Source organism: Mastigocoleus testarum BC008 (assembly GCF_001456025.1).
In the GTDB taxonomy this organism is placed as follows: Bacteria; Cyanobacteriota; Cyanobacteriia; order Cyanobacteriales; family Nostocaceae; genus Mastigocoleus; species Mastigocoleus testarum.
Map to the genome: position 1 here is coordinate 22,484 of NZ_LMTZ01000127.1, position 24,878 is coordinate 47,361.

The 24,878-nt window shown below is 39.7% G+C and carries 18 protein-coding genes; 9 read left to right on the plus strand and 9 right to left on the minus strand.

All coding sequences use genetic code 11. The annotated features are described in order from the left end of the window. Positions 1-105: 105 nt before the first annotated feature. The 6 genes from apcD (BC008_RS32980) to psbA form a co-directional block, all read right to left on the minus strand. On the minus strand, positions 106-627 hold the full coding sequence (gene apcD / locus BC008_RS32980; protein WP_027843159.1) for an allophycocyanin subunit alpha-B: 522 nt from the start codon (positions 625-627) through the stop codon (positions 106-108). Further along, positions 614-2,977: a phycobilisome rod-core linker polypeptide gene (locus tag BC008_RS32985; RefSeq protein WP_036265308.1), complete on the minus strand. Its 2,364-nt coding sequence runs from the start codon at positions 2,975-2,977 to the stop codon at positions 614-616. The genes apcD (BC008_RS32980) and BC008_RS32985 overlap by 14 nt, the downstream gene beginning before the upstream one ends. Positions 2,978-3,056: 79 nt before the next feature. Then, on the minus strand, positions 3,057-3,536 hold the full coding sequence (gene apcD, locus BC008_RS32990) for an allophycocyanin subunit alpha-B (RefSeq protein WP_027843158.1): 480 nt from the start codon (positions 3,534-3,536) through the stop codon (positions 3,057-3,059). A gap of 229 nt (positions 3,537-3,765) precedes the next feature. Continuing rightward, on the minus strand, positions 3,766-4,251 hold the full coding sequence (locus tag BC008_RS32995) for a globin family protein (protein ID WP_027843157.1): 486 nt from the start codon (positions 4,249-4,251) through the stop codon (positions 3,766-3,768). A 169-nt stretch (positions 4,252-4,420) separates the two neighbouring features. Next, complete coding sequence (gene apcD / locus BC008_RS33000; RefSeq protein WP_027845865.1) at positions 4,421-4,897, minus strand: allophycocyanin subunit alpha-B; 477 nt, start codon at positions 4,895-4,897, stop codon at positions 4,421-4,423. Between the two features lie 430 nt (positions 4,898-5,327). Beyond that, positions 5,328-6,422, minus strand: coding sequence for a photosystem II q(b) protein (psbA, locus tag BC008_RS33005; RefSeq protein WP_027845866.1), 1,095 nt, complete (start codon positions 6,420-6,422; stop codon positions 5,328-5,330). An 826-nt stretch (positions 6,423-7,248) separates the two neighbouring features. Here psbA and BC008_RS33010 point away from each other — a divergent pair. From BC008_RS33010 to BC008_RS33045, 8 genes are all read left to right on the plus strand, one after another. Then, entirely contained in the window at positions 7,249-9,105 is a 1,857-nt protein-coding gene (locus tag BC008_RS33010) for a response regulator (protein WP_027845867.1), read from the plus strand. Between the two features lie 35 nt (positions 9,106-9,140). After that, complete coding sequence (locus BC008_RS33015; protein ID WP_036267670.1) at positions 9,141-11,774, plus strand: ATP-binding protein; 2,634 nt, start codon at positions 9,141-9,143, stop codon at positions 11,772-11,774. Between the two features lie 234 nt (positions 11,775-12,008). Continuing rightward, positions 12,009-12,380 (plus strand): response regulator, encoded by a 372-nt coding sequence (locus BC008_RS33020; protein ID WP_027844094.1) that lies wholly within the window; start codon positions 12,009-12,011, stop codon positions 12,378-12,380. Between the two features lie 564 nt (positions 12,381-12,944). Continuing rightward, entirely contained in the window at positions 12,945-14,069 is a 1,125-nt protein-coding gene (locus tag BC008_RS33025) for a photosynthetic reaction center family protein (protein ID WP_082650693.1), read from the plus strand. A gap of 162 nt (positions 14,070-14,231) precedes the next feature. Next, positions 14,232-16,598, plus strand: coding sequence for a photosystem I core protein PsaA (gene psaA / locus BC008_RS33030; protein ID WP_027844096.1), 2,367 nt, complete (start codon positions 14,232-14,234; stop codon positions 16,596-16,598). Positions 16,599-16,847: 249 nt separating this feature from the next. Next, positions 16,848-19,070 carry a photosystem I core protein PsaB gene (gene psaB, locus BC008_RS33035; protein ID WP_027844097.1) on the plus strand — a complete coding sequence of 741 codons (2,223 nt, stop codon included), beginning with the start codon at positions 16,848-16,850 and terminating at the stop codon, positions 19,068-19,070. Between the two features lie 382 nt (positions 19,071-19,452). Continuing rightward, positions 19,453-19,986: a photosystem I reaction center subunit XI gene (locus BC008_RS33040; protein WP_027844098.1), complete on the plus strand. Its 534-nt coding sequence runs from the start codon at positions 19,453-19,455 to the stop codon at positions 19,984-19,986. A 96-nt stretch (positions 19,987-20,082) separates the two neighbouring features. After that, a complete protein-coding gene (locus tag BC008_RS33045) occupies positions 20,083-20,280 on the plus strand; it encodes a photosystem I reaction center subunit VIII (RefSeq protein ID WP_036265992.1) in 198 nt (65 codons plus the stop codon). 391 nt (positions 20,281-20,671) lie between these two features. On the opposite strand, the gene BC008_RS33050 is transcribed toward BC008_RS33045, so the two are convergent. From BC008_RS33050 to BC008_RS33060, 3 genes are all read right to left on the minus strand, one after another. Continuing rightward, positions 20,672-21,445, minus strand: a complete 774-nt coding sequence (locus BC008_RS33050; RefSeq protein ID WP_027844099.1) for a sulfite exporter TauE/SafE family protein — start codon at positions 21,443-21,445, stop codon at positions 20,672-20,674. A 165-nt stretch (positions 21,446-21,610) separates the two neighbouring features. After that, a complete protein-coding gene (locus BC008_RS33055; RefSeq protein WP_027844100.1) occupies positions 21,611-22,159 on the minus strand; it encodes a rhodanese-like domain-containing protein in 549 nt (182 codons plus the stop codon). Between the two features lie 130 nt (positions 22,160-22,289). Further along, the gene (locus tag BC008_RS33060; RefSeq protein WP_027844101.1) at positions 22,290-22,988 is read right to left on the minus strand and encodes an MBL fold metallo-hydrolase; all 699 of its coding nucleotides are present in this window, start codon (positions 22,986-22,988) and stop codon (positions 22,290-22,292) included. Between the two features lie 302 nt (positions 22,989-23,290). Here BC008_RS33060 and BC008_RS33065 point away from each other — a divergent pair, with 302 nt between their 5' ends. After that, complete coding sequence (locus tag BC008_RS33065) at positions 23,291-24,616, plus strand: NAD(P)/FAD-dependent oxidoreductase (RefSeq protein ID WP_235595978.1); 1,326 nt, start codon at positions 23,291-23,293, stop codon at positions 24,614-24,616. Positions 24,617-24,878 lie beyond the last annotated feature (262 nt).

Sequence of the window (24,878 nt, forward strand, 5' to 3'; positions counted from 1 at the left end):
GGGCGTGGCGTTAGCCATAGGTTGAGTGAATATAAAACCTAATCGCCAATCCCCAGTCGCCATTCGCCGTTAGGCGCGGGCTCACCCCAGTCCCCAATCCCCACATCACCAATCCGGATTACCATCGTTTACAAAGTAAGGGGTACCGGGTAGAGCAAGGGCTTGAATTATGTGGTCAAAATAAGGGATAACGAAAGCTGCATCGTCATCACCTAAAAGTTCTCGTGCTTCTTCTTTAATACAGCACAATGCTTCTACCCAATTAGCCAAGGGTATACCTAAAGATTTGTACATTTCTTTCATGCCGACAATGCCAATTTCTGTTAATGGCTGTTCGTTACCAGCCAAAACACAATAAGCAACTAAACGAATATACCAACCTTGATCGCGCTGACATGAAGATGTCTTTCTCATATTGCCACTATTACTGGGGGTATTAGGACACACCTTCCAGAATCTATTACTACCTCTTTCTACCAAGCGCCTTTGGTTTTTCGCCAAAGTTGTAGCAATTCGAATTCGCTGCGTCCCGGAGTGACAAAATTTTTGAATCATGTGAATTTCGCCGGGACTAGGATAACGCAGTTCTTCGTCAGCATTAAGAATGACTTGTTTAACTATACTCATAATTATCCTCATTTTGAGAGCCAGTATTTTGAGAATCGGTTATTGGCTCTTGGAACTGCGTCATGCTTTGTGCTACTAACTCTGATTTTGAGTTGTTGGATACATGTTCGGAGTTTTGCTGTTGCATGTCAGCAAATTCTGACCAGAAAAGTTGTTTTGGGACATTGCGATGCTTGGGAATAAATGCATCCAGTTCAGATGGTGATGAAACGGAGGATTTAGCCTGTAAATTTACAGTTACAGCCTCAACCGATCGAGAACGGCGCATTGCAAAACCTCTGGGTGTAACATAACGCTCATGAGGAACTGTATTTTCCCCAAAAACTTCTATATATTCGGGGTTGTTGATAATTTCATCTATCAGAACGTAAAATCCTTTGGTAGCACAAATATCATAGTAGCGATTCATTTCTTCTCGTCCATAGGTAGGACGACCTAACAAACGTCGATGAATATATTCAATTGCTTTAGTAATGTAGAGTTTTTCCCAATACATCTGACGAAACCAATTAGACTTAGCTAACTGACGGATAAACTCCCGCATTGTAATTTCGCCACCCTTGAGCTTGGTCTCTGCAGTTGCTAAACGTTGACCTTCTAATAACTCACGCCCAAATACCTGTCGATAAGCTCCTCTAATTACCGCTTCGGGTGAATGTCTGGCTAAACTTACACTAAGTTCTTGTTGCTTTTTATTATTAACTGTATCATCTGATTTTTGGCTATCTTGTAGAGAATGAACAAAAAACTTCTCTACATGTTCTAGCTTCATTACTCTTCCCAAAGAACCTGGTACTTTGCAATAGTTGGTCTGATTTGCATTCTGAACCGGCGAAGCGCAATTAATCAAAATCCGACGAGTATCTTTGTTAAAGAATGCAGGTTCGGGATGAGGGTTCCGGGTTTCTTGAGGAAAGATTGCACCAAATTGAATTTCTAATGGGTCATTACCACAACCATAAGGGTGATGATCGGGTAATGGTTTTTGATATTTAGCAAACAGTGTGACAAACTGGGGAACTTTACGAACGGGTGCACTATACTTGAATAAATCTATTTGCGGACCCCAATTACGACATTCCTGAGCTTCTTGACCCAAACCACGCAAATATGGTACTGTCTCCTCACCAAAATAATCGCTGTATTCTTGGCAATCTACCAAAGTATCTACCAGTTTAGGTAAACCACCTTTGGTTATAACTGCAAAATATTCTTGAAACTCTGTTAAAGAACTTAAGCCACGACCTAAAAAGTGACGTATCGCCAGTTCTATAATACGACTGATTGTATAAGGCTCATAAAAAAGTGTCCGGTAGAGGCGAGATTTACCCAGCCTCCGAACAAACTCTTTCATGGAGATTTGTCCACCCTTAAGTTGAGATTCTAGTTCAGTACCAGGAAAAGCATATGTTGCAGTAATGTCACGCTCAAAAACTTGACGATAAGCGGCTGTTATAACTACTTGCTTTTCCGTTTCCGGTAGAACCGACTTCATAACAAATTTTGGTCGGTGTTGGGATGCGATCGCATAACTTTCAGGTAAGACCAAACCTTGCTGCTCATTGGAAACTCCAATCCTAAGTTTGACTGGAGGTTTTTCCTCAAGATACTCGGAAATCAAAACATCAAAATAATACTTAATAACGTTTGTCGCCTCAGTATTATCCTGTAAATAACTAACCGAGATCCGCCGCATTTCCTTGAGAGCAACAACGGTAGCTTCCGTTATATCTTCTGGCATTACTCCACGTAAGCCTCGGACATTAACTGTGAGAATGCTAGGGTCCCCAGCAACAATGGCGTAGGTAATGTAACGCAAAAACCATGACAAGTCTCGCATAGACCTTTTCATTCTTTTTGGTCCATAGCGAGAAATATTGATAAAGCGAAAACCACCAGGAAGTGGATCTCTGTCAGTAAAAAGTGTTCGTGCTTGTTCCCACCAAGCTCTAACAGGAGCAAAAATATTTGGAGCTTTAATTAGTTTGAGACGTTCTTTAACTGGAACAACACGATTCCTGATTGCCGCAGTGAGATAATCTTCACCAACATAGTAACCCGAACCTGGCATCGCTACCTGTTCTTGAGGCTTTTCTAGATAATCCATTGGCGAACCGCCAACAAAAATACGGTTTGCCCCAGCAGACACTATTTCATCTGAATTATTAGTTAAGATTGCAGCAATTTCCAATCGTAGCTCACCAGAACTAAAAAAAGACTTTAGTTCTTGAAACTCAGTACGTGTTAAGCAACGGTCTCTTTGTTCCGCTTGAGAAATAACTGCAATAGGTAAAGTCTGATATTGTTGTGGATGGATAACTGGGCTACCACCACTTACTTTTACACTCATTTAATTTTTCCTTTGTCACTTATCCCTTACCAATGTTCTCCCAATCCCTAGTCACTAATCCCTAGTCGCCAACTCCTACTCAAGCCATCAATCCTTGGATCAAGTAGTCAAAATAAGGTGCAACTTCGGTGACATCTTTCAGAGATAAAAGTTCTAAAGAAGCTTCTTTGAGAGAACGAATAGCTTCAACTAAATTTGGGAGTGGAATTTCCAGGGATTCGTACATTTCCTTCACCCCAATAGTGCCGATTTTTGCCAAAGGTTCCACGTCTCCCACCACTATAGAATAAGTAATCAGACGAACATACCAACTTTGGTCTCGCAAACATGAAGCCCTATAAGTTTTATTACCACTATTACTGGGTGTATCAGGACACCGTTCCCAAAATCTCAAACTGGCTTTTTCCACAATTTTTTGTTCATTTTCAGCGAGAATTGTGGCTAGACGAATCCGAGAAAGTCCACTTTCGTAAAAATCTAGGATTGCACTTAATTCTCCCGCATTTAGATAACGAGCTTCTCGGTCAGCTTGAGCAATTGATCTTGTAATGATGCTCATGACAATCCTACTTGTAGTGTGCTTACAGTTGATATTTAGGTGTATTAACTATCAACTATTAACTGCTATAACAGTAGTCATCATTGTTAGGACATTTTTTCTTATCCGTTCCCTGTTTTGGTCACGATTCACGCGTTCCCTGTTCCCCATTCCCTTTTTACCAAAAATAATGTCCTAACTTATATGTCCATTGCTATAAAAAGATTTGTGGCTTAACTAAAAATACTTTTCAACTTAGACCAGCAGCAATGTAATCAAAGTAAACACCCATTTCTTTACCAGCTTCAGCACCTAGCATACTACCGACAACTTCTTTCATCGCTTGCACTGCTCGGATAGTTCCACCAACGGGAACTCCCAGAGAATTATAAGTTTCCCTTAAGCCATTAAGGATACGTTCATCTAAAATTGAAACATCACCAGCTAACATGGCATAAGTCGCATAGCGCAGAAAATAGTCTAAGTCACGTACGCAAGCAGCGTAACGACGACAAGTGTACATATTTCCACCAGGAGCTGTAATATCTGTGTAAAGCAAGGACTTAGCAACAGTCTGAGTTACGATATTTTTAGCATTAGCGCTGACAACAGTAGCAGATCGCGCCCGCATGTCACCAGTATGGAAATAGTGTTCTAATTTCTCCAAGGAAGTATTATCTAGATATTTGCCTTGAACGTCAGAAGAATTAATCAAAGCAGTAATTGCATCTTGCATAATCTAAATTTTCCAAACGAAGTTTTTACAGTGTATTGCAAATCAATCAGGTACAGGATCAATTCTTCATTACCATATATAAAAAAGTTTTAAATCCTGACTCCTGACTCCTGACTCCTGACTCCTGAATTCTGCTATGTATTCTGAGTTAAAGATTAGGAATCAAAAATTAAGAAAGAGCCTGAATTATATAGTCAAAATAAGGTCCTACTTCAACTGCATCTTCTTCACTCATCATTGATACAGCTTCTTCTTTGACGCAACGCATAGCCTCAACTAAATTTCTCAATGGTATCTCTAAATTGTTGTACATTTCTTTAATGCCAACAGTACCAATTTCTTCAAGGGGTTTTTCACTACCAGCCAAGATTGAATAAGCTACTAAGCGTACATACCATCCCTGGTCGCGCTGACAAGAAGCTGTTTTACGTTCGTTACCGCTATTACTTGGAGTATTAGGACAGCGTTCCCAAAATCTCATACTGCCGTTTTGGACAATTTGTTGCTCATTGTCTGCCAATATTTTGGCAATCCGAATTCTCTGATCTCCCGTTTTTAAGAAGTCTTGAAATATTCTTAATTCTTTAGGAGCAGGATATCGGGCTTCACTATCAGCATTAAGAATCAATTCGGTGACAACGCTCATTACTTACTCCTTATTATTTATTGATTATTAGTTGTTGGTTATTAGTCATTAGTTGTTTCTACTGACTAATAACTTGATATGAAGGTGAATAGCGGGACATAGACAACAAAAAAGTGAGAAACAGCCTCAAAGCGAGTCATGACAAAGGATTAACTTCAAAGTGCTAAAAATTGCTCTTAATCGCTCAGAACTTAGCGCAGCTAGAGTTTGCGGCGTCGGTGTAAGCGTCCAGTGTGGCTTTAGCAATAACCTAGATATATTCAGAAAACAATCAATTGACGTAAAACCATTGATTTATGAAGCTTTGAGACTGTTTTTTGAATGAAAAATGTCCAGGTCCCGATAGGTAAGGGATAAAAGCAAGGTGAGAGGGAGAAGTAGGGAAAAATTTGCAATTAAATTCTCCCTTCTTCTTCTCTTTTACTTACCTTTAAGAAGCGGCTAATGCTGGAGCTTTGAAGGAAACATTTACAGGAACAGCTTCACCACAAGCAAGATCGAGTGGAAAATTGTGAGCATTCCGTTCGTGCATCACTTCAAAGCCCAGATTTGCTCGATTTAATAGATCGGCCCAACTAGGAAGTACCCGACCCTCTGAATCAAGAATCGAATTATTAAAGTTGAATCCGTTCAGGTTGAATGCCATGGTACTGATACCTATAGCAGTCGCCCAAATGCAAATTACAGGCCAAGCCGCAAGAAAGAAATGTAATGAGCGACTATTGTTGAAGCTAGCATATTGGAATATCAGACGACCAAAATAGCCATGTGCTGCAACAATGTTGTATGTTTCTTGCTCTTGTCCAAATTTGTAACCATAGTTTTGGGATTCTGATTCAGTAGTCTCCCGTACAATACTAGAGGTGACAAGAGAACCGTGCATTGCACAGAATAAGGACCCTCCAAGTACTCCAGCGACTCCTAACATATGAAAAGGATTCATAAGGATGTTATGTTCGGCTTGGAAGACAAACATGAAGTTAAAGGTGCCGCTTATACCCATAGGTAAACCATCAGAGAAGCTACCTTGTCCGATGGGATAAATCAGGAATACTGATGTAGTTGCGGCAAGTGGAGCACTATAAGCAACAGCAATCCACGGACGCATACCCAAACGGTAAGAAAGCTCCCACTCCCGACCCATATAGCAAGCAAGGGCTGGGATGTAATGAAAAGCTATCATCTGATATGGGCCGCCATTATATAGCCATTCATCCATGGAAGCAGCTTCCCAAATTGGGTAGAAGTGTAAGCCAATTGCATTGGAGGTAGGTACGACCGCACCAGTAATAATATTGTTGCCATAAAGTAGCGAACCTGATAGTGGTTCGCGAATGCCGTCAATATCTACGGGTGGAGCTGCAATAAAGGCGATAATAAAAACGCAAGTGGAGACTCCCAGTAGAGGAATCATTAAAACCCCAAACCAACCTATATAAAGTCGATTTTCAGTACTAGTGACCCAATTACAGAACTTTTCCCATAGGGAAAGGGGTCTAGGCTGCTGTTGTGAAAATGTAGTCATAAGTTCCGCAACGGTATTTGAGTATCTATCAGAAAAATGTAAAGAAATGAAATTGCTACTTACCGTTTTAAGTAGCCTTTAATTGGTTTATGAGACAGGAAATTAGATGTTTATTAGTTACAACGACTAGCAGAACAGCCCTCACTCCGCTAGCGTTATGTGGTGCTAAGCGGCTCACAAATATATCCTTAGAAATTCCCCATTGCAACAACTTGATAATGTTAAGATGCGACGGGGAAGTTTTTTCTGCAGTCTGAAGTACCAATTTGGCTTTCCCAAAAATCTAGCTTCAGGTTTATGAAGAAAGGATATTGAATAAAAATGAAGAACTAATGAAGAATGTTGTTTTTGTTACAAAAATTAACTATTTTTCTAATAATATTTTTTTGTAGTAGGAGTCAGGACAGACCGCGTCCTTAGGGACGATTAGGTGTTAGGAGGAAAAGAGGTTTGTAGAGATCACCCACCGGGTCGTCTTCCAAGAATGTTGACTAGTAGATTTAAGTTTTCATTTAATTTAGATTGATAACTCATCCAATATAAATTTAAGTAAACAAGTTTAATTTTTATTGAAGCTAGATAACTTTTGAGTGACAAACCCGTTAATAATGATTTCTAATAAAACAATTTAAAAAATATGCTTTCAATAGTAGATTGTCGTATGTAAACCATAGATAATATCCATGTCTATGCATCATAATATCGCAGACTTGTTTGCTAGTAGTACTTTTTGCGTTCGCCTAACGCTATCGCGATTGATTTTTCAGTGTTTTTTCGTATCTCTGCCGATCTAAATCTAGTCTTAGGTGCACCAGGGTGATTTTAAATGAGAATCCTAGTTGTTGAAGATGACGAGTGCACTGCCAAAGCCTTAGAAGAAGTTCTTGGCAGTCAGCATTACATTGTTGATGTTGCTGATAATGGTTTGCTTGGTTGGGAATTGGTGGAAGCTTCTACCTATGATTTAATTTTGCTGGATGTTGTCTTACCCCGATTGGGTGGTATTGAGCTTTGTCAGAAATTACGTTCTCATAACTATCAAACACCTATTCTCTTATTAACAGCTCAAAACTCCAGTTCCGATAAAGTTTTGGGATTGGATGCAGGAGCAGATGATTATGTTGTTAAACCTTTTGAAGTCAAAGAATTATTAGCTCGAGTTCGTGTTTTACTACGTCGGAATAACAAACCAATACAAGCTGTTTTGGAATGGGAAAACCTACGTTTGATTCCTGGAAGCTGCGAAGTTACTTATGACGGTAATCTACTCAGTCTTACTCCCAAGGAGTATCTTTTATTAGAGCTTTTTCTTCGTAATCGTAATATTGTCTTTAGCAGAAGTGATATTTTAGACCGCCTTTGGTCTATAGAAGAAGCACCTAAAGAAGATACAGTTACAGCACATATCAAAGGTTTGCGACAAAAACTGACAAAAGCAGGAGCACCAAGCGATTTCATTGAGACGGTATATGGATTAGGTTATCGCCTCAAAGGATCTGTAAATTCTCCTTTGAAAGCATCTCTACTCAAATCTGAAACAAAGAAAAGTAAGAAAAAGGAACAAACTAAAGAAGTATTGACTCAAGCATGGGGAAAACTCAAACCACAAAATACTGATCGCATAGAAGTCCTAGAAAAAATCATTACTGCATTGGAAGATAACTCCCTAGAAAAAGAATTAAGGGTAAAAGGTTACTCTGAAGCACATAAGTTAGCCGGAGGATTAGGTATTTTTGGTTTTAACGAAGGTTCGCGTCTTGCTAGGGAGATAGAACAAATATTGAAATCGGAAGTAATCTTAAATCGTAATGACTTACTTCATTTAGGAGATTTAGTAAAGCTTTTACGTCAAGAACTAGACAAACCTGCATTCGAACGGGGTGATTTCTCAACACAATATAATGACTATCCGGCGATTGTGGCGATCGATGATGATTTACAATTTGCAAAAACAATACTCAAATTAGCTTCTGCATCAGGAATACGTATAAAACTAGTAAGAAACTTAATCGCAGCAAAAAAAGCATTAACCAAGTTTCAACTTGATGTAATTTTGCTCAACCTCCCTTTTAATAAAGCAAATGAAGACTGTTGGAATTGTCTAGCAAAATTAGTAAATACTACACCACCAATACCAGTTATATTGTGTACGGCTGACGATAATTTATCCAACCGGGTAAAACTGTCTCGATTGGTTACTCATGTATTTTTACAAAAACCATTACTTCCCGAGCATTTATTAGAAGTAGTGTCCAACTTTTCGACACAAAACCGTTCAGAAACGGGTAAAGTTATGGTGGTTGATGACGACCCACAAGTTTTGGAATTTTTAGGTGAATTACTAGAACCTTGCGGACTAAAAATTTTTACACTAGATGAACCATTATGGTTCTGGGATATTTTAGCGAAGAATTCCCCAGATTTGTTGATTCTTGACGTGGAAATGCCTCATGTTAGTGGTATTGAATTATGCCAAATAGTAAGGAATGAACCTCGTTGGAGCGAATTACCTATCATCTTCTTCACAGTTCACACTGATACTAGCACCATGGAAAAAGCATTTAATGCAGGTGCGAACGAATGTTTAAGTAAATCCATGATTGGATCGGAACTAGTGACTCACATATTCAACCGTTTAGAGCGAGTAAGATTACTTAGAACGATTAATACTATAGCTAATTAGTTATGACTTCTAATCCTTATATTTGTCAGTAGATAATGCAGCCTAACAACCCATCACCTCAAATATCAGGTAAATCTAGTCCTACAGGTGAAAAGACAATCGCCTCTGTGGAAATGCTGCTACATAGAATGATGAATCGAATTCGTCAATCTCTGGAATTACCAGCAATCTTAACAGGAACTGTTGCAGAAGTACGTACATTCTTGGAAACTGATCGGGTTAAAGTATATCGTTTTGACCCAGATGGTAGTGGTGAAGTAGTTGCTGAATCAGTTGCTGAGGAATCTTTACCATCTCTGTTAGGACAACATTTTCCCGCTGATGATATCCCCCCTGAAGTAAGGGAGTTATTTCTTAAAGCACGTCAGCGTTCAATTGTGGATGTAGCAAATCAGGAAATTGCTCTGAGTCCATTAGATTGTCCAGAAACTGGAGAGTCAATAACTCAAGATGATATTCGCTTTCGTTCCGTAGACCCTTGTCATATAGAATATCTCACATCAATGGGGGTACAATCATCTTTATTAGTGCCGATTTTGCACCGCGAACAATTATGGGGATTGTTGGTATCTCATCATAGTTCGCCACGACAGGTAACAGAGCGAGAATTACAAATAGTACAGTTAGTTGCAGATCAACTTTCCATTGCGATCGCCCAAAGTACCTTGCTCGAACAAACCCGGGCTCAAGCAGCACAGGAAGCCACTATTAATCGAGTAGGAAAACTGTTACATTCTATGACCGAGATGCGGTTGCAACAGGCATTAGAATTAACTGTATCTGCTCTTCAATCTGCGGGTGGCAGAGTTTATATCGCTCCCCCAAACCATAAAGAAGAGGCACAACTATTTGTCTGTGGCGACTGGGGAGTTGATAAGAATGGGGTCCAGGAAAAAGAAAGTGGAGAAAAGGTTCTGGAACAATCACCAATTCCTTTTGAAGAGCATCATACTTGGCAAAAGTGGTTAGATACACAAGAAACTGTCTCTCCGGGAAAACAAACTTGGGCGATCGCAGATTTACATCAATTAGCATTACCAGAATATTTAGCTGATACATTTGATGGTGCAGGAGTTCGTAGCTTGCTAGTTATAGAGTTGCAATCTCGCCAAAAGCATTTGGGTTATTTGAGTGTTTTTCGCCGTGAAATTGAGATCGAAACTTTGTGGGCGCGACGACCAGATCGCGATGACCCACGACAACAGCGCCCCATAATATCTTTTGAAACATGGCGGGAATTTAAGCAAGGTCAAGCCCAAGGATGGACTAATGCAGAAATTGAACTTGCTCGTGCTCTAGGAGGTCATTTTGCCACGGCAATTCATCAATATCAACTGTACCAGCAAGTACACAGTCTAAATGCGAGTTTGCAGCAAGACATTGAAGAACGCAAGCTAGCAGAAATCAAAATCTGTGCTTTGAATGCCGAACTAGAACAGCGAGTGCAGGAACGAACAACAGAATTGCAACGTGCTAATACAGAATTGGTACGAGAAATTAGCGATCGCAAACAAGCAAAAGCTTCCTTAGAACGTCTGAGTCGGCAAAGTGAATTAATTTTAAACTCTGCTGGCGAGGGAATTTATGGTTTGGATTCCCAAGGTAAACTCACGTTTATCAATCCGGCGGCAGCTAGAATGCTAGGATATCAGGTGGAAGAACTGATTGTTTCTATTGCCAATAAGGATTTAAACACTTATCCCACTTACATCCTCCCCAAATTTCTGCATGAATCTGGAGATGGATTTATGCACACCATATTGAAACACTTAAAACCTGACGGAACTCTTTATTCTTGGGAAGAAAATCCGATTTGTCACACTCTGAGAACAGGAGCAGTACAATATATTACTGGAGATATATTTCATCATCATGATGGAACAAAATTCCCTGTTGAGTATGTAAGTACGCCAATTAGAGAACAAGGTAAGATTGTCGGTGCAGTTGTAATTTTTAAAGATATCACTGAGCGACAAATAGTAGAACGAATGAAGAATGAGTTTGTTTCAGTAGTAAGCCACGAACTGCGGACACCCCTAACTTCTATTCGTAGCGCTTTGGGTTTACTTACCCACGGTTCTCTGAAAAATCAACCAGCGAAAAGTCAGCGAATGCTGGAAATTGCCTTCGACAATACTAACCGTTTGGTACGCCTCATTAACGATATCCTTGATATTGAGCGCATCAATTCCGGGAAAGTGACAATGGAAAAACAAAATTGCAATGCTGCTGAATTGATGACTCAAGCAGTAGATGAAATGCAAGCAATGGCTGAAAAAGCAGAAATTAATCTGATTTTGGCACCAGTTGAAACCCACTTATGGGCAGATCCAGATAGAATCATTCAAACACTTACTAACTTACTTAGCAATGCGATTAAATTTTCGCAGCCACGCAGTACAGTGTACCTCAGTGCCAAACTCCAAGATTCTCAAATAATATTTCAAGTAATAGATCAAGGTCGCGGGATTCCTGAAGATAAACTAGAAACAATTTTTGGTCGTTTTCAACAAGTTGATGCTTCTAACTCTCGCAATCAAGGAGGTACTGGCTTGGGGTTAGCAATCTGTCGTAGTATTGTACAGCAACACGGAGGCAGAATTTGGGTTGAAAGTAATTTAGGGGATGGTAGTACCTTTTACTTCACCTTACCTGTTAGTAATCAGTAGTATGGTTAAAATCTAATTGCTAGTAATAAGTAATGAGTAATAAGTAATAAGTAATGAGTAATAAGTAATAAGTACAGGAATTATCAACGGACAACAGGTTTATGTCATTGCGACGTAAGGTTAGCGAGCTAGCGCCTAGCGCAGCGTAACGGATCCGCAGGTAGCGCAGCTATAGGTATTGCGTTTCCATAAGGAAATAGCAATCCCAGACCAATGATAAATGACAAATGAAAAATGAACAAACGTATATTAATCATTGATGATGAACAAGATATCCGCGAAGCAACTCAACTTTGTCTGGAAATTTTAGGTGAATGGGAAGTCCTGAGTGCTAGTTCGGGTAAAGAAGGTTTAGTTACGGCTGCAGCCGAACAGCCCGATGCTATTCTTTTAGATGTAATGATGCCCGAGATGGATGGACTGACAACCTTCGAGAGATTGCAAGATAATCCTCTTACTCAAAATATCCCAGTGATTTTATTGACAGCTAAGACTCAACCTGCCGAACGGCGACGCTTTACCCAACTTCATGTGGCGGGAGTAATCACTAAGCCCTACGATCCGTTTACTTTGGCTGACGAAATTACACAAGCACTTACAAGTTGAAATTTATACGACTTCTGACTTTTAACTCCTGACTTCTGACTCCTGACTCCTAAATTCTGCTATAAATGTAACTTTTTTTAAATATAACCTCCTCCTTCATAAGTTCTTCAGATTTTTTTCTTATTCTTCAAAAAGAAACTAGTTGAGTTACACAATTGGAAATTTTGGATTGCCGTATTAGGACGCAGATTTAGCAATTTTGGACTATTGCTATCCCCTCAACGAAGGAATAAGGAGTCAAATCTATTTTTTTGCAGAATACTCCTTTTGACTCCTGAATCCTTCTTTTATTAGCAGCCATGCTATGTGCCGCTAATTTCCTGAGGTTGAGTTAACATACACGCGGATAAATGATTCGAAGTGCACAATAATTTTTCAATCATAAAATCTCAGTATCGTTCTTACTAGGTTCAACCTGGTAACAAAAAGATAGAGCCTCTGGCTCAAGAATGAACATGGTGTAAATTCTTAGATTCACCTTTATTTAAACTCCCGGATTTATCCGTGAGGTAATAATTACGGGTGATTTTCACCCTTACCTAAGAGAAGGAGCCATTAACCTTCATGGTACAGTCCGAACGCACAGTTGCGACCTCGACCAATGGTAATTTTGGTTTAGGTTGCCAAAATCAAAGCAATGTTTTAGAAAAACGCATAAGTATCTCGCTATGGGAAAGATTTTGTCGGTGGGTAACCAGTACTGATAATCGTCTATATATTGGCTGGTTTGGACTGGTGATGATACCTACTCTTTCTACCGCAGCGATCACTTTTATTATTGCATTTATTGCCGCTCCCCCCGTAGATATTAATGGTTGGGGAGAACCAATAAGTGGCTCTTTGTTGGGCGGTAATAATATTATCACTGCCGCTGTTGTCCCCACATCGGCAGCAATTGGTTTACACTTTTATCCTATGTGGGCTGCAGCTTCCTTTGATCAATGGCTGTACAACGGAGGTCCGTATCAGCTGATTGTACTGCACTTTTTGATTGGCATTTATTGCTATCAGGATCGGGAATGGGAGTTAAGCTATCGTTTGGGAATGCGTCCTTGGATTAGTTTAGCCTTTTCGGCTCCAGTAAGTGCTGCAGCTGCAGTTTTATTAGTCTATCCAGTAGGACAAGGAGGCTTCTGTGAGGGAATGCCTTTGGGTATTTCCGGAACTTTTTACTTTATGTTCAGGCTACAAGCCGAACACAACTTTCTTATGAACCCATTCCACATGATTGGAGTGGTTGGGGTTTTGGGAGGAGCATTTTTAAGTGCAATGCACGGTTCCTTAGTGACCTCAACTCTGGTTCAAAAAGTCAGCGAAGATGAGTCAATCAACTGTCGTTATAAGTTTGGGCAAAAAGAAGCAACTTACGATTTGATGGCAGCCCACGACTATTTAGGAAGACTTGCATGGCATCGCTTGAGCTTCACAAATAAGCGTAACTTGCACTTATTATTGGCAGCTGTACCAGTTATAGGTATTTGGTCAGCGGCTTTGGGTGTAGTCACTATGGCATTTGACATCAATGGCTTGAATTTCAATCGCCACATACACGATAAGCAAGGGCGGATAATAAATAGCTGGGCAGACTCTATCGGCTGGGCTGACTTGGGAATAAAAGTAATGGATGAAGGAAAAGTATACTCTTTTCCCTTAGATATATCATCCAACCTGGTAATACCTGTGAAGTGATTGGGGATTAGGGATAGCACTGCATGCCGCCGCAAGCGGCATATAGGGATTGGCGATTGGGTCTTAATCAGCACACTACCCATAAAAATCAACCTTCCATTGCCCATTATTCATATGGCTGACGCCAATCCCCAATCCCCTATAAAAAAGGAGACAATTATAATGACAATAACTCCAGAGCGGGAGCAAAAAGTGAGGATCGCGGTCGATAAAGACCCGGTGCCTACTTCTTTTGAGAGGTGGGCGAAACCAGGACATTTTGATCGCTCCCTTGCCAGAGGTCCTAAAAGCACTACTTGGATTTGGAACTTGCACGCCCTGGCTCATGATTTTGATACTCATACTAGCGATTTAGAAGATGTATCTCGCAAAATCTTTTCTGCTCATTTTGGACATTTGGCAGTAGTTTTTATCTGGTTGAGCGGGATGTATTATCATGGGGCAAAGTTCTCCAATTTTGAATCTTGGATGACCAACCCCGCAGGCATTAAGCCTAGTGCTCAAGTGGTTTGGCCTATATTTGGTCAGGAAATTTTGAATGCTAATATGGGTGATGGTTTCTACGGTATTCAAATTACCTCTGGACTTTTCCAGATGTGGCGGGCTGCTGGATTTACCAACACCTTCCAGTTATACTGCACTGCCATCGGAGCATTAGTAATGGCAGCACTAATGCTATTTGCTGGTTGGTTCCATTATCACAAAAGGGCTCCAAAGCTGGAGTGGTTTCAGAATGTGGAATCGATGTTAAATCACCACTTGGCTGGACTTTTAGGTTTAGGTTCTCTGGGTTGGTGCGGACACCTGATTCATGTTTCTTTGCCTACTAACAAGCTATTAGATGCTGGGGTAGCTCTCAAGGATATTCCTTTACCTCACGAGTTCATCTTGAACTCTAGCTTGATGGGAAGATTATATCCCAGTGTTGATTGGGGTTTCTTGAGTGGTGTTCTACCATTCTTTACTTTGCACTGGGGAAAATATGCAGAGTTCTTAACATTTAAGGGTGGTCTAAACCCCGTAACTGGTGGCTTGTGGTTAACAGATGTGGCACATCATCACTTAGCTATAGCTGTGATGTTCATTTTTGCTGGTCATATGTACCGTACGAATTGGAGCATTGGTCACAATATTAAAGTGATGCTCGATGACCTGAGAAATCCTAATATGTTGCCATTTTTGAGCTTTATTGGTCCTACAGGTCATAAAGGTCTTTACCGAGTTCTCACAACTTCTTGGCACGCTCAGCTAGCAATCAATTTGGCAATGTTGGGGTCTTTGAGCATCATTGTTGCCCATCATATGTATGCAATGCCGCCCTATCCTTATCTGGCTACAGACTATGCCACGGTTGTATCTCTGTTCACTCACCATGTCTGGATTGGAGGCTTTTTAATCGTTGGTGCAGCAGCTCATGCAGCAATTTATATGGTGCGGGACTATGACCCAGAGGTGAATCATAACAATGTACTCGACCGGGTACTTCGACATCGGGATGCAATTATCTCTCACCTCGCTTGGGTGTGTCAGTTCCTCGGTTTCCACAGCTTTGCAATGTATTGTCACAACGACACAATGCGGGCTTTTGGTCGTCCCCAAGATATGTTCTCGGATACGGGGATTCAATTACAGCCAATTTTTGCCCAGTGGGTACAACATATTCACACAATGGCAATTGGAAATCTAGGCTTGCAACCCGCTGCACCTCTAGGTAACGTGTTTGGGGGTTTGCAAAATTTGCAGACCTCAGGATTGGGGGTTACTGCTCCAGGTTTACATGAGCCTGTAAGTCATGCTTTTGGTGGTGGTATTGTAGCTGTTGCTGGTAAGGTGGCAATGATGCCGATTCCTCTAGGAACAGCAGATTTCTTAATTCACCACATCCACGCCTTTACAATTCACGTCACGGTGCTAGTTCTACTCAAGGGCGTGCTATTTGCACGTAGTTCGCGCTTAGTTCCAGATAAAGCAAATCTCGGTTTCCGCTTCCCTTGCGATGGTCCCGGTCGTGGTGGTACTTGTCAAGTCTCAGCTTGGGACCATGTATTCTTGGGGCTGTTCTGGATGTATAACTCACTTTCGATAGTGATTTTTCACTTCTTTTGGAAGATGCAGTCGGATGTATGGGGGACGGTCGATAGTAATGGGGTAGTCACTCATATCACCGGCGGAAACTTTGCGATGTCGTCAATTACGAACAACGGTTGGTTGCGTGATTTCCTTTGGGCACAAGCGTCGCAAGTTATTACATCCTATGATACAGCCCTGTCTGGTTACGGCTTAATGTTCCTGGGTGGACATTTCGTTTTTGGCTTTAGTCTGATGTTCCTATTTAGCGGTCGCGGCTACTGGCAAGAGCTAATTGAATCAATTGTTTGGGCACACAACAAGTTAAAAATTGCTACGGCAATTCAGCCCCGTGCTTTAAGTATTGTTCATGGTCGGGCTGTGGGAGTTGCTCATTATCTGTTAGGAGGAATTGTCACTACTTGGGCATTTTTCCTAGCGCGAATGACAGCACTTGGATGAAGAAAAATCCAAGATTAACTCTCTTTACTAAGCTAGTAAGCTTGCTTATCCGCACTACGCGAACAGTTAAGGAATCGATCTGTTGAGACTGTTAGGGGAAGGAGAGGTGTAGAGGGTCTGAGGTGTTTACTAGAACTTTCTATACTTCTGCTACTCCCTCTGTTCCTCCCCTCCTCTGATTCCTATGCTCTGACTCAAAACCAAAAATCTATAATTTTCCCTCACGCAAAACTTCTCAACTGAAAGTCTATGGCGACTAAATTTCCTAAATTTAGCCAAGACCTGGCACAAGACCCGACGACTCGTCGCATTTGGTATGCGATCGCAACTGCCCATGATTTTGAAAGTCATGATGGAATAACGGAGGAAAATCTTTACCAAAGGATTTTTGCTTCTCACTTCGGTCATTTGGCGATCATTTTCCTATGGGCATCGGGTATTTTATTCCATGTTGCTTGGCAAGGTAACTTTGAAGTATGGATTAAAGATCCACTCCATGTACGTCCTATCGCCCACGCGATTTGGGATGCTCAATTTGGACCAGGGGCAATTGAAGCTTATACTCAAGCTGGAGCACATAATCCTGTTGATATTTGCTACTCTGGTGTTTACCACTGGTGGTACACCATAGGCATAAGAACAAATACTGAACTTTATAGTGGTTCTTTGTTTCTTTTGCTTCTGGCATCAATATTCTTGTTCGCAGGTTGGCTACATCTCAAACCAAGGTTTCGTCCAGAACTAGCTTGGTTCAAAAACAATGAATCTCGTCTAAACCATCACCTCGCAGGTTTATTTGGTGTTAGTTCTTTGGCTTGGGCTGGACACTTAGTTCATGTAGCAATTCCAGAATCTCGTGGTATTCATGTGGGCTGGAACAATTTCCTGGCTGTAGCACCCCATCCAAAAGGATTATTACCATTTTTCACAGGTAACTGGGCTGCTTACGCCCAAAACCCAGATACAGCAAATCATGTGTTTGGGACTTCCGAAGGTTCGGGTACGGCAATTTTAACCTTTCTTGGTGGCTTTCACCCGCAAACAGAGTCACTGTGGCTAACAGATATGGCGCATCACCATTTGGCGATCGCAGTGGTCTTTATTGTTGCGGGTCATATGTACCGGACTAACTGGAACATTGGTCACAATATCAAGGAAATGCTCAATGCCAAAACCTTCTTTGGGCGTAAGGTGGAAGGACCATTCAATTTACCTCACCAAGGACTGTATGAAACAGTTAATAATTCCTTGCACTTCCAGTTATCTTTAGCTCTAGCATGTTTGGGTGTAGCGAGTTCTTTGACGGCTCAGCACATGTATTCGATGCCGCCCTACGCTTTCATTGCCAGGGATTTCACTACGATGTCAGCGTTATATACTCACCACCAGTATATAGCTGGGTTTTTGATGGTGGGGGCATTTTCCCATGCTGCTATTTTTTGGATCAAAGATTATGATCCAGAAATGAACAAGGGGAATGTATTAGACCGGGTTTTGAAGCACAAAGAAGCTATTATTGCTCACTTGAGTTGGGTATCTTTGTTCTTGGGCTTCCATACTCTGGGTCTCTACGTTCATAATGATGTAGAAGTTGCCTTTGGTAGACCAGAAAAACAAATTTTGGTTGAGCCAGTATTTGCGCAATTTATCCAAGCCACCCATGGTAAAGCACTATACGGGTTCAACACTCTGTTATCTAACCCAGATAGTATTGCTTCTACAGCGTGGCCTAATCATGCTAATGTCTGGTTATCGGGCTGGCTAGATGCCATCAATAATGGCGCAAACTCTTTGTTTTTGACAATTGGACCGGGTGACTTTTTAGTTCACCATGCGATCGCTCTCGGTCTACATGTCACCACTTTGATTTTAGTTAAGGGTGCCCTAGATGCCCGTGGCTCGAAATTAATGCCGGATAAAAAAGACTTTGGCTACTCCTTCCCTTGTGATGGTCCGGGTCGTGGTGGTACTTGTGATATTTCTGCTTGGGATGCTTCCTATCTAGCGATTTTTTGGATGCTCAACACCCTTGGTTGGATAACATTTTACTGGCACTGGAAGCATTTAACTCTCTGGCAAGGAAATGTTGCCCAATTTAATGAAAATTCTACCTATCTCATGGGTTGGTTCCGAGATTATTTGTGGGCTAACTCTGCTCAATTGATTAATGGATATAACCCCTATGGGACAAATAATTTAGCTGTTTGGGCTTGGATGTTTCTTTTCGGACATTTAGCTTGGGCTGTCAGTTTCATGTTCCTGATCACTTGGCGTGGTTATTGGCAAGAATTAATTGAAACTCTCGCTTGGGCACATGAAAAAACACCATTATCCTTTGGGTATTGGAGAGATAAGCCCGTCGCTTTGTCTATTGTTCAGGCTCGTTTAGTTGGTTTGACCCACTTTACGGTTGGTTATATTGCTACCTATGGAGCATTTCTGATTGCTTCAACAGCAAGTAAGTTTGGCTAGCAAAGAGAATTTTGATATGAATCTTTTCTCCATAATAGCAAAAATTATCTAAAAATATGGAGACGTTACTTGTAACGTCTCTATTAATAAAAAAATAAAAATAAAAAAACACAAATATTTTAGACATTTTAGAAGAAATAAAATAATTTTTGTATCCTTATAATCTTTAAGAAGATAATTGTTTATTTTACTATTTAAAAATATTGTCATTCGACTCCTCTGACTTTTAGCCTAAGCCTACTGGTTAGAGGATTTTCCTATATGTATTTTATGAATAAAAAATTTAATTTTTATAACAATAAAATATAATAAACATGCCTTTAATTTAAAATTAAATAAATAAGACTATTTGCTCAAATTGAGAATAAAATCATAAGTAAATATGGCTAATAATGACACAGAATTTATAAAACCATATGGGGGCGATCCCTGCGTTGCAAATCTTTCCACTCCGATTAATGATTCTCCTTTAGCAAGAGCTTTCATTAACAATTTGCCTGCTTATCGTAAAGGCTTAACTCCTTTTATGCGAGGGCTAGAAATCGGTATGGCTCACGGTTACTTTCTTGTTGGACCAGAGGTTGTAGTTGGACCTCTACGCGAAACTGCACATGGAGCTAATTTAAGTGGATTGATTACCGCTGTTTTTATCGCAGCATCAGCCTGTTTAGGGATTTCTATTTTTGCTTTGACTACTTTTCAAGGAAATCCACGGGGGGCTTACAATTCTTATGCTAAAGACCCTCTAAGACCGTTACGAACCCGTGAAGAATGGAATCAACTTAATGCTGGAGTATTTCTTGGTGCAATGGGCGGTGCAATATTTGCTTATTTGCTACTAGAAAACTTTGATGATTTAGATGCTATTTTGCGTGGTGCAGTAAATGTTGCTTTATTACCATTTGGTAATTTTTAGCTCTTGTTTTTGAACTCTTATCTTTTAGTCATTTGTTAATAAACATTCCTATTGACTTGTCATTAAATAAGTATTAGTAAATCAGGAGTATTCATCATGGTAGATATGACTCAACTTACGGGTGAATATGCTGCTTCATGGTTGCCTTGGATTATGATTCCTTTAGTTTTTTATATATTACCTTTCCCAGTATTTGCACTTGTTTTTCTATGGATTCAAAAAGAAGATGGTGATGATGAAAGAAGTTCTTCCGCAGACAGACCAATGGGTAATGTGACAAATATAAATTTTTGATTTGCACCAGGAAGTACCTGATATATCAGTGACATGAGTAGTTATTCTTTGTCTCTGGTAAGGAAGATCTTACTGGAGATAGAGCCTAGGTGTTGACTCTGTAGGTTTTCGGAAGATGAAATTTCATTCAACATCTGTGACATTACTTGTTCCTTGTCTCTGGCAAGGAATACAGTGTAGGAGGCTCTACCTCCAGTCTGGATAAGAGGCAGAGTTTCCTACTATGAGTTCCCAGACGGAGCTTTGGAACAAGGTCAGACACAAAAATTGCATCACATAAAAGTATAAAAATTACAACAAATTCAATAGCTTAGGCAGAACCTCTTAACATCGATTCCGAGGAAGAGCCTTGGAACCAGATAATACACAAAAATTGCAAATTCCGTAAAATTTATCTTTGCACCAAAATATATCCAGCAACGACAATAATAAAGTAACCAAAACTTTTTTGTAATAGCTTGGGTTTTATAAACCTAGTTAAATACGCACCGGATAAAGTACCCAAGCTTGCAGCGATCGTAAAAATTATCATTATATTTATATTTATAGGTACATGACCAAAATAACCTGCAAATCCAGCAATGGATTTAAAGGTGATTATCAATAATGATGTTCCCACAGCCTCTTTCATTGGTGTCTTACCCAGTAAAACTAATGCAGGGATAATCATAAATCCACCCCCAACACCAACAAAACCAGTCACTATTCCTACCACAAATCCTTCAATCGGAATGGCGAATAGGCGATATTTATCCTCATGCTTCTCTTCTAAATAATTCTGTTTGCGAGCTTCAGAAGGACGGCTACTTTTACTAATCATCAGAAAAGCAGCTACTACCATTGTTACTGCAAAAGAAATTAACTGAATTGTAGGATCGATTATGGGAAGTGAGGCAATTCTAGCACCCAGATATGCTCCCAACATTGCAGATGGAGAAAAAAGCAGGGCAGTCTTAAAATTTACATTACCTTGTTGCCAATGAGGGACAACACCTATGAGACTAACTGTACCAATGATCGCTAGTGTCATGGCTACAGCAGACTTAGTCTCTATTCCCATAACGTATTTTAGAATTGGTAGAGCTAAAATAGAGCCGCCTCCACCAATTAATCCTAAAGTGATACCAATGCAAACTGCCAAAAATGTTCCAAGTATCAAGTTCATAATACTCTAATGCATCTTATGGATAATATGTGTAAGTTGCTATATTCTTGAAAAGTAATTAAATATGCAGGATGGAAAATTAGTTAGTGTGAGAATGCAGCGGATTTCAGCTAACTAAAACATAATTTATTGTTATCTTTTTAATCGTCTTTTATTCTCTTCAAATTAATTTTGATTCCACGGTATCTTTGCAAGTAACAGACCTAGAGCGCATGTATTACTAATACCTGCAAATACTAATCCCGATCCAATAAAACCACTCAGAATTAAAAACCAAGGAGAGACAAATGCACCAAGTAAAGTACCCGTAACAACCAAAGAACCTGCAACTATTTGTACCTGACGCATTATGCTCATGGGTGCATTCTTATTCGTCTCAATCGGATATCCTGCTTCTTTCCAAGCATTTAGACCGCCTTCAAGACCAGTTACCTCATTAAAACTAGCTGCAAATAACTTTTGAGCTGCTTGTGCAGAACGTTTACCAGTTTGACAATACAAAACTAACTTTTTCCCTTCATCTAATGGTATTTTTCGCGGATCAAAATTAGATAATGATACCCTTGTTGCACCCTGAATCCTTTCTCCAGCATATTCAGCAGCTTCTCTTACATCAACTAAAATAATATTTCCCATCTCCAACCATTTTTTTAGGATTACAGGATGGATATTTTGTAGGCGATTGCCATTTTTTTCCTTATTAGTTATTGTCATTTTTCTATTCCTTTGATTATTTACTAGATTTCACGTCCAAAACTGATGTTTGGAGTTAATACTGGAAAAATAGGCGAATCACCCAGTGTTTAAAGTTCGGATATGTTCAAATAATTTTATATATCTGCGGTTATGCAGCAGTATTTAAGCTACCGCACTGCTGATTTGCGGGGAGGGCTTCCATAATCTTTTGTGGCATGGGAAGCTTTAAGTTGTGCATAAGTTCAATAAATTCATCCCGACTCTTATTAGTAAATCGCGGATTAAGTCTTATTTCTTCTCCAATAGTAGATACTGTATGTCCTCGATAGTCATGAGCTGGATAAACTAAAGTTTCCGAAGGTAAACTAAAGAGTCTCTGGGTTACCGAATCGTATAGTGTGCTAGGATTTCCGCTTTGAAAATCTGTACGTCCACAACCACGAATCAATAGAGAATCTCCAGTTAATAAGTGAGTTCCATCGATCAAATATGCCATATGACTATCTGTATGACCGGGAGTTGCGATCGCTTTTATCGATACCTCTCCTATCTGTAAAATTTCTTCATCTTTAATGTACCGATCAGCACATGGTGCGTTAGCATTTTTCGGGACAATACCTAAACAATCAGTTTTTTCCCGAAGCTTGCTTGTAGCGGTAATATGGTCGGCATGTATGTGAGTCTCTAAACAATAACGTAGATTTAGTTCCAACTCTTCAAGTAGTACTAAGTCACGATTTATTTGTTCTAATACCGGATCTACTAAAACTGCTTCTCGGGTATTGCGATCAGTAATTAGATAAGTATAGGTACTTGATTGTTTGTCAAATAATTGGCGAAATAGCATGATGAAAATGCCTCTGTACTAGAATTTCAGGAGTGGCTTTCTAAGCTTTGTTCGATCTGGGAGTGTATCCCAAAGAAGATCTATTACTGCTATCCCAGTAGAAGATTATCCAATTGAGTGAGAAGGAAAGACGGAGGAGGACAAAGAAGAGGAGGGAAACATGTTTATAGATAATCTTAAGGTGGGAAGCAAGTAATAGAATGATGGATTCGTTAAAGAAATTTTAGATTTTCTTTTTAGTTGAACATATTACTATCAAGTAATATGCTTATAGCAAGTATAGTACTCGACATTTTTAAAAGATGCAAATCGAAAAGATGCAAACTACCTTAGGGACTACTCAACAAAAAGAACCAGCATCAGGAAATTTTTCGGGAATTCAGCCCGATCTTTACCATCAGATTGTAGTTGTCGGGGGAGGTGCAGCAGGTATAACTGTTGCGGCTCAATTATTAAATAAAAATAAAAATCTTGATATTGCTATTATCGAGCCATCGGACAAGCATTACTATCAACCTGCTTGGACTCTTGTTGGGGGAGGGAAATATAAGATTGGAGATACGGTCAAAAATCAAAAAGACTATATTCCTGCAAATGCTAGTTGGATTCAGGCTTATGTGGCTGAGTTTGAGCCACATAATAATATTGTCATAACTAAGGAAGGACAGCTAATTCATTATGATTATTTAATTGTTTGTCCCGGAATACAAATCGACTGGGATTTAATTAAAGGACTACCTGAAACCCTTGGGAATGATGGGGTTACCAGTAATTATTCCCAACATTATGCTCCTTATACCTGGGAAAATATCAAAAATTTTCAGGGAGGAACTGCTTTATTTACTTTTCCTGAAACTCCAATCAAATGCGGTGGAGCACCTCAAAAAATTATGTATATGGCTGACGATATTTTTCGTCAAAAAGGCGTGAGGGGAAAAACAAAAATTATTTTCTGTACGGCTAAAGACAAAATGTTTGCAGTTCCAGAATATCGCCGTTCTTTGGAAATTGTAATAAAACGTAAAGATATAGAAGTAAAATTTCAACATAATCTTAAAGAAATTAGATCGCAAACCAAAGAAGCGATTTTTGAAGTTAGTAGCAAGGAAGGATTAGAGGAAACTAGCATCAAATACGATCTAATTCATGTAGCTCCTCCAATGAGCGCTCCCAATTTCATTAAGCACAGTCCACTTGCAATAGAATCCGGTTCTAGTCAAGGTTGGGTAAATGTAGATCGAAAAACTCTCCAACATAATATTTACCCTAATGTTTTTAGCTTGGGTGATGCTTCTTCCCTTCCTACTTCTAAGACAGCAGCAGCAATTCGCAAGCAAGCACCTGTTGTGGTTCAAAATCTTTTAGCATTGATAGAATCCACTGAAATAAATGCTGAATATAATGGCTACACTTGTTGTCCCCTAATTACTGGTTTTGGTAAAACCATAATGGCTGAGTTTGATTATGACAAAAAACCAACCTCGACCTTTCCTTTCGACCCCAGTAAAGAACGCTATAGTATGTGGCTGATGAAACGTCATGTTTTACCTTGGGTATATTGGAGAAGGATGTTAAAAGGAAAACCTTTCGAGGGAGATGTGTTAAAGTTTTTAAAGAAGAATAATTAAGCACAATAATTAGACTAATTACAAGGTCGAAAAATTTTGTATATCCCAAACCAAGGGAAACGAATATTAGCGTTACTTTTATTTAAATTGTACTTCGCAAGCGTTCAATACTTTTATGGACAGTTAAGCTAGTTAAAATCCCATTACCTGTACCTAACGTCATCCTATTTCCTATACGTAATTTTTGTGAAGTTGAGTTCCAAAAGTAACATTTAAATGTTAACCGCTTTTCCTCGGTGATATTGGGAAACAATCGAACAAA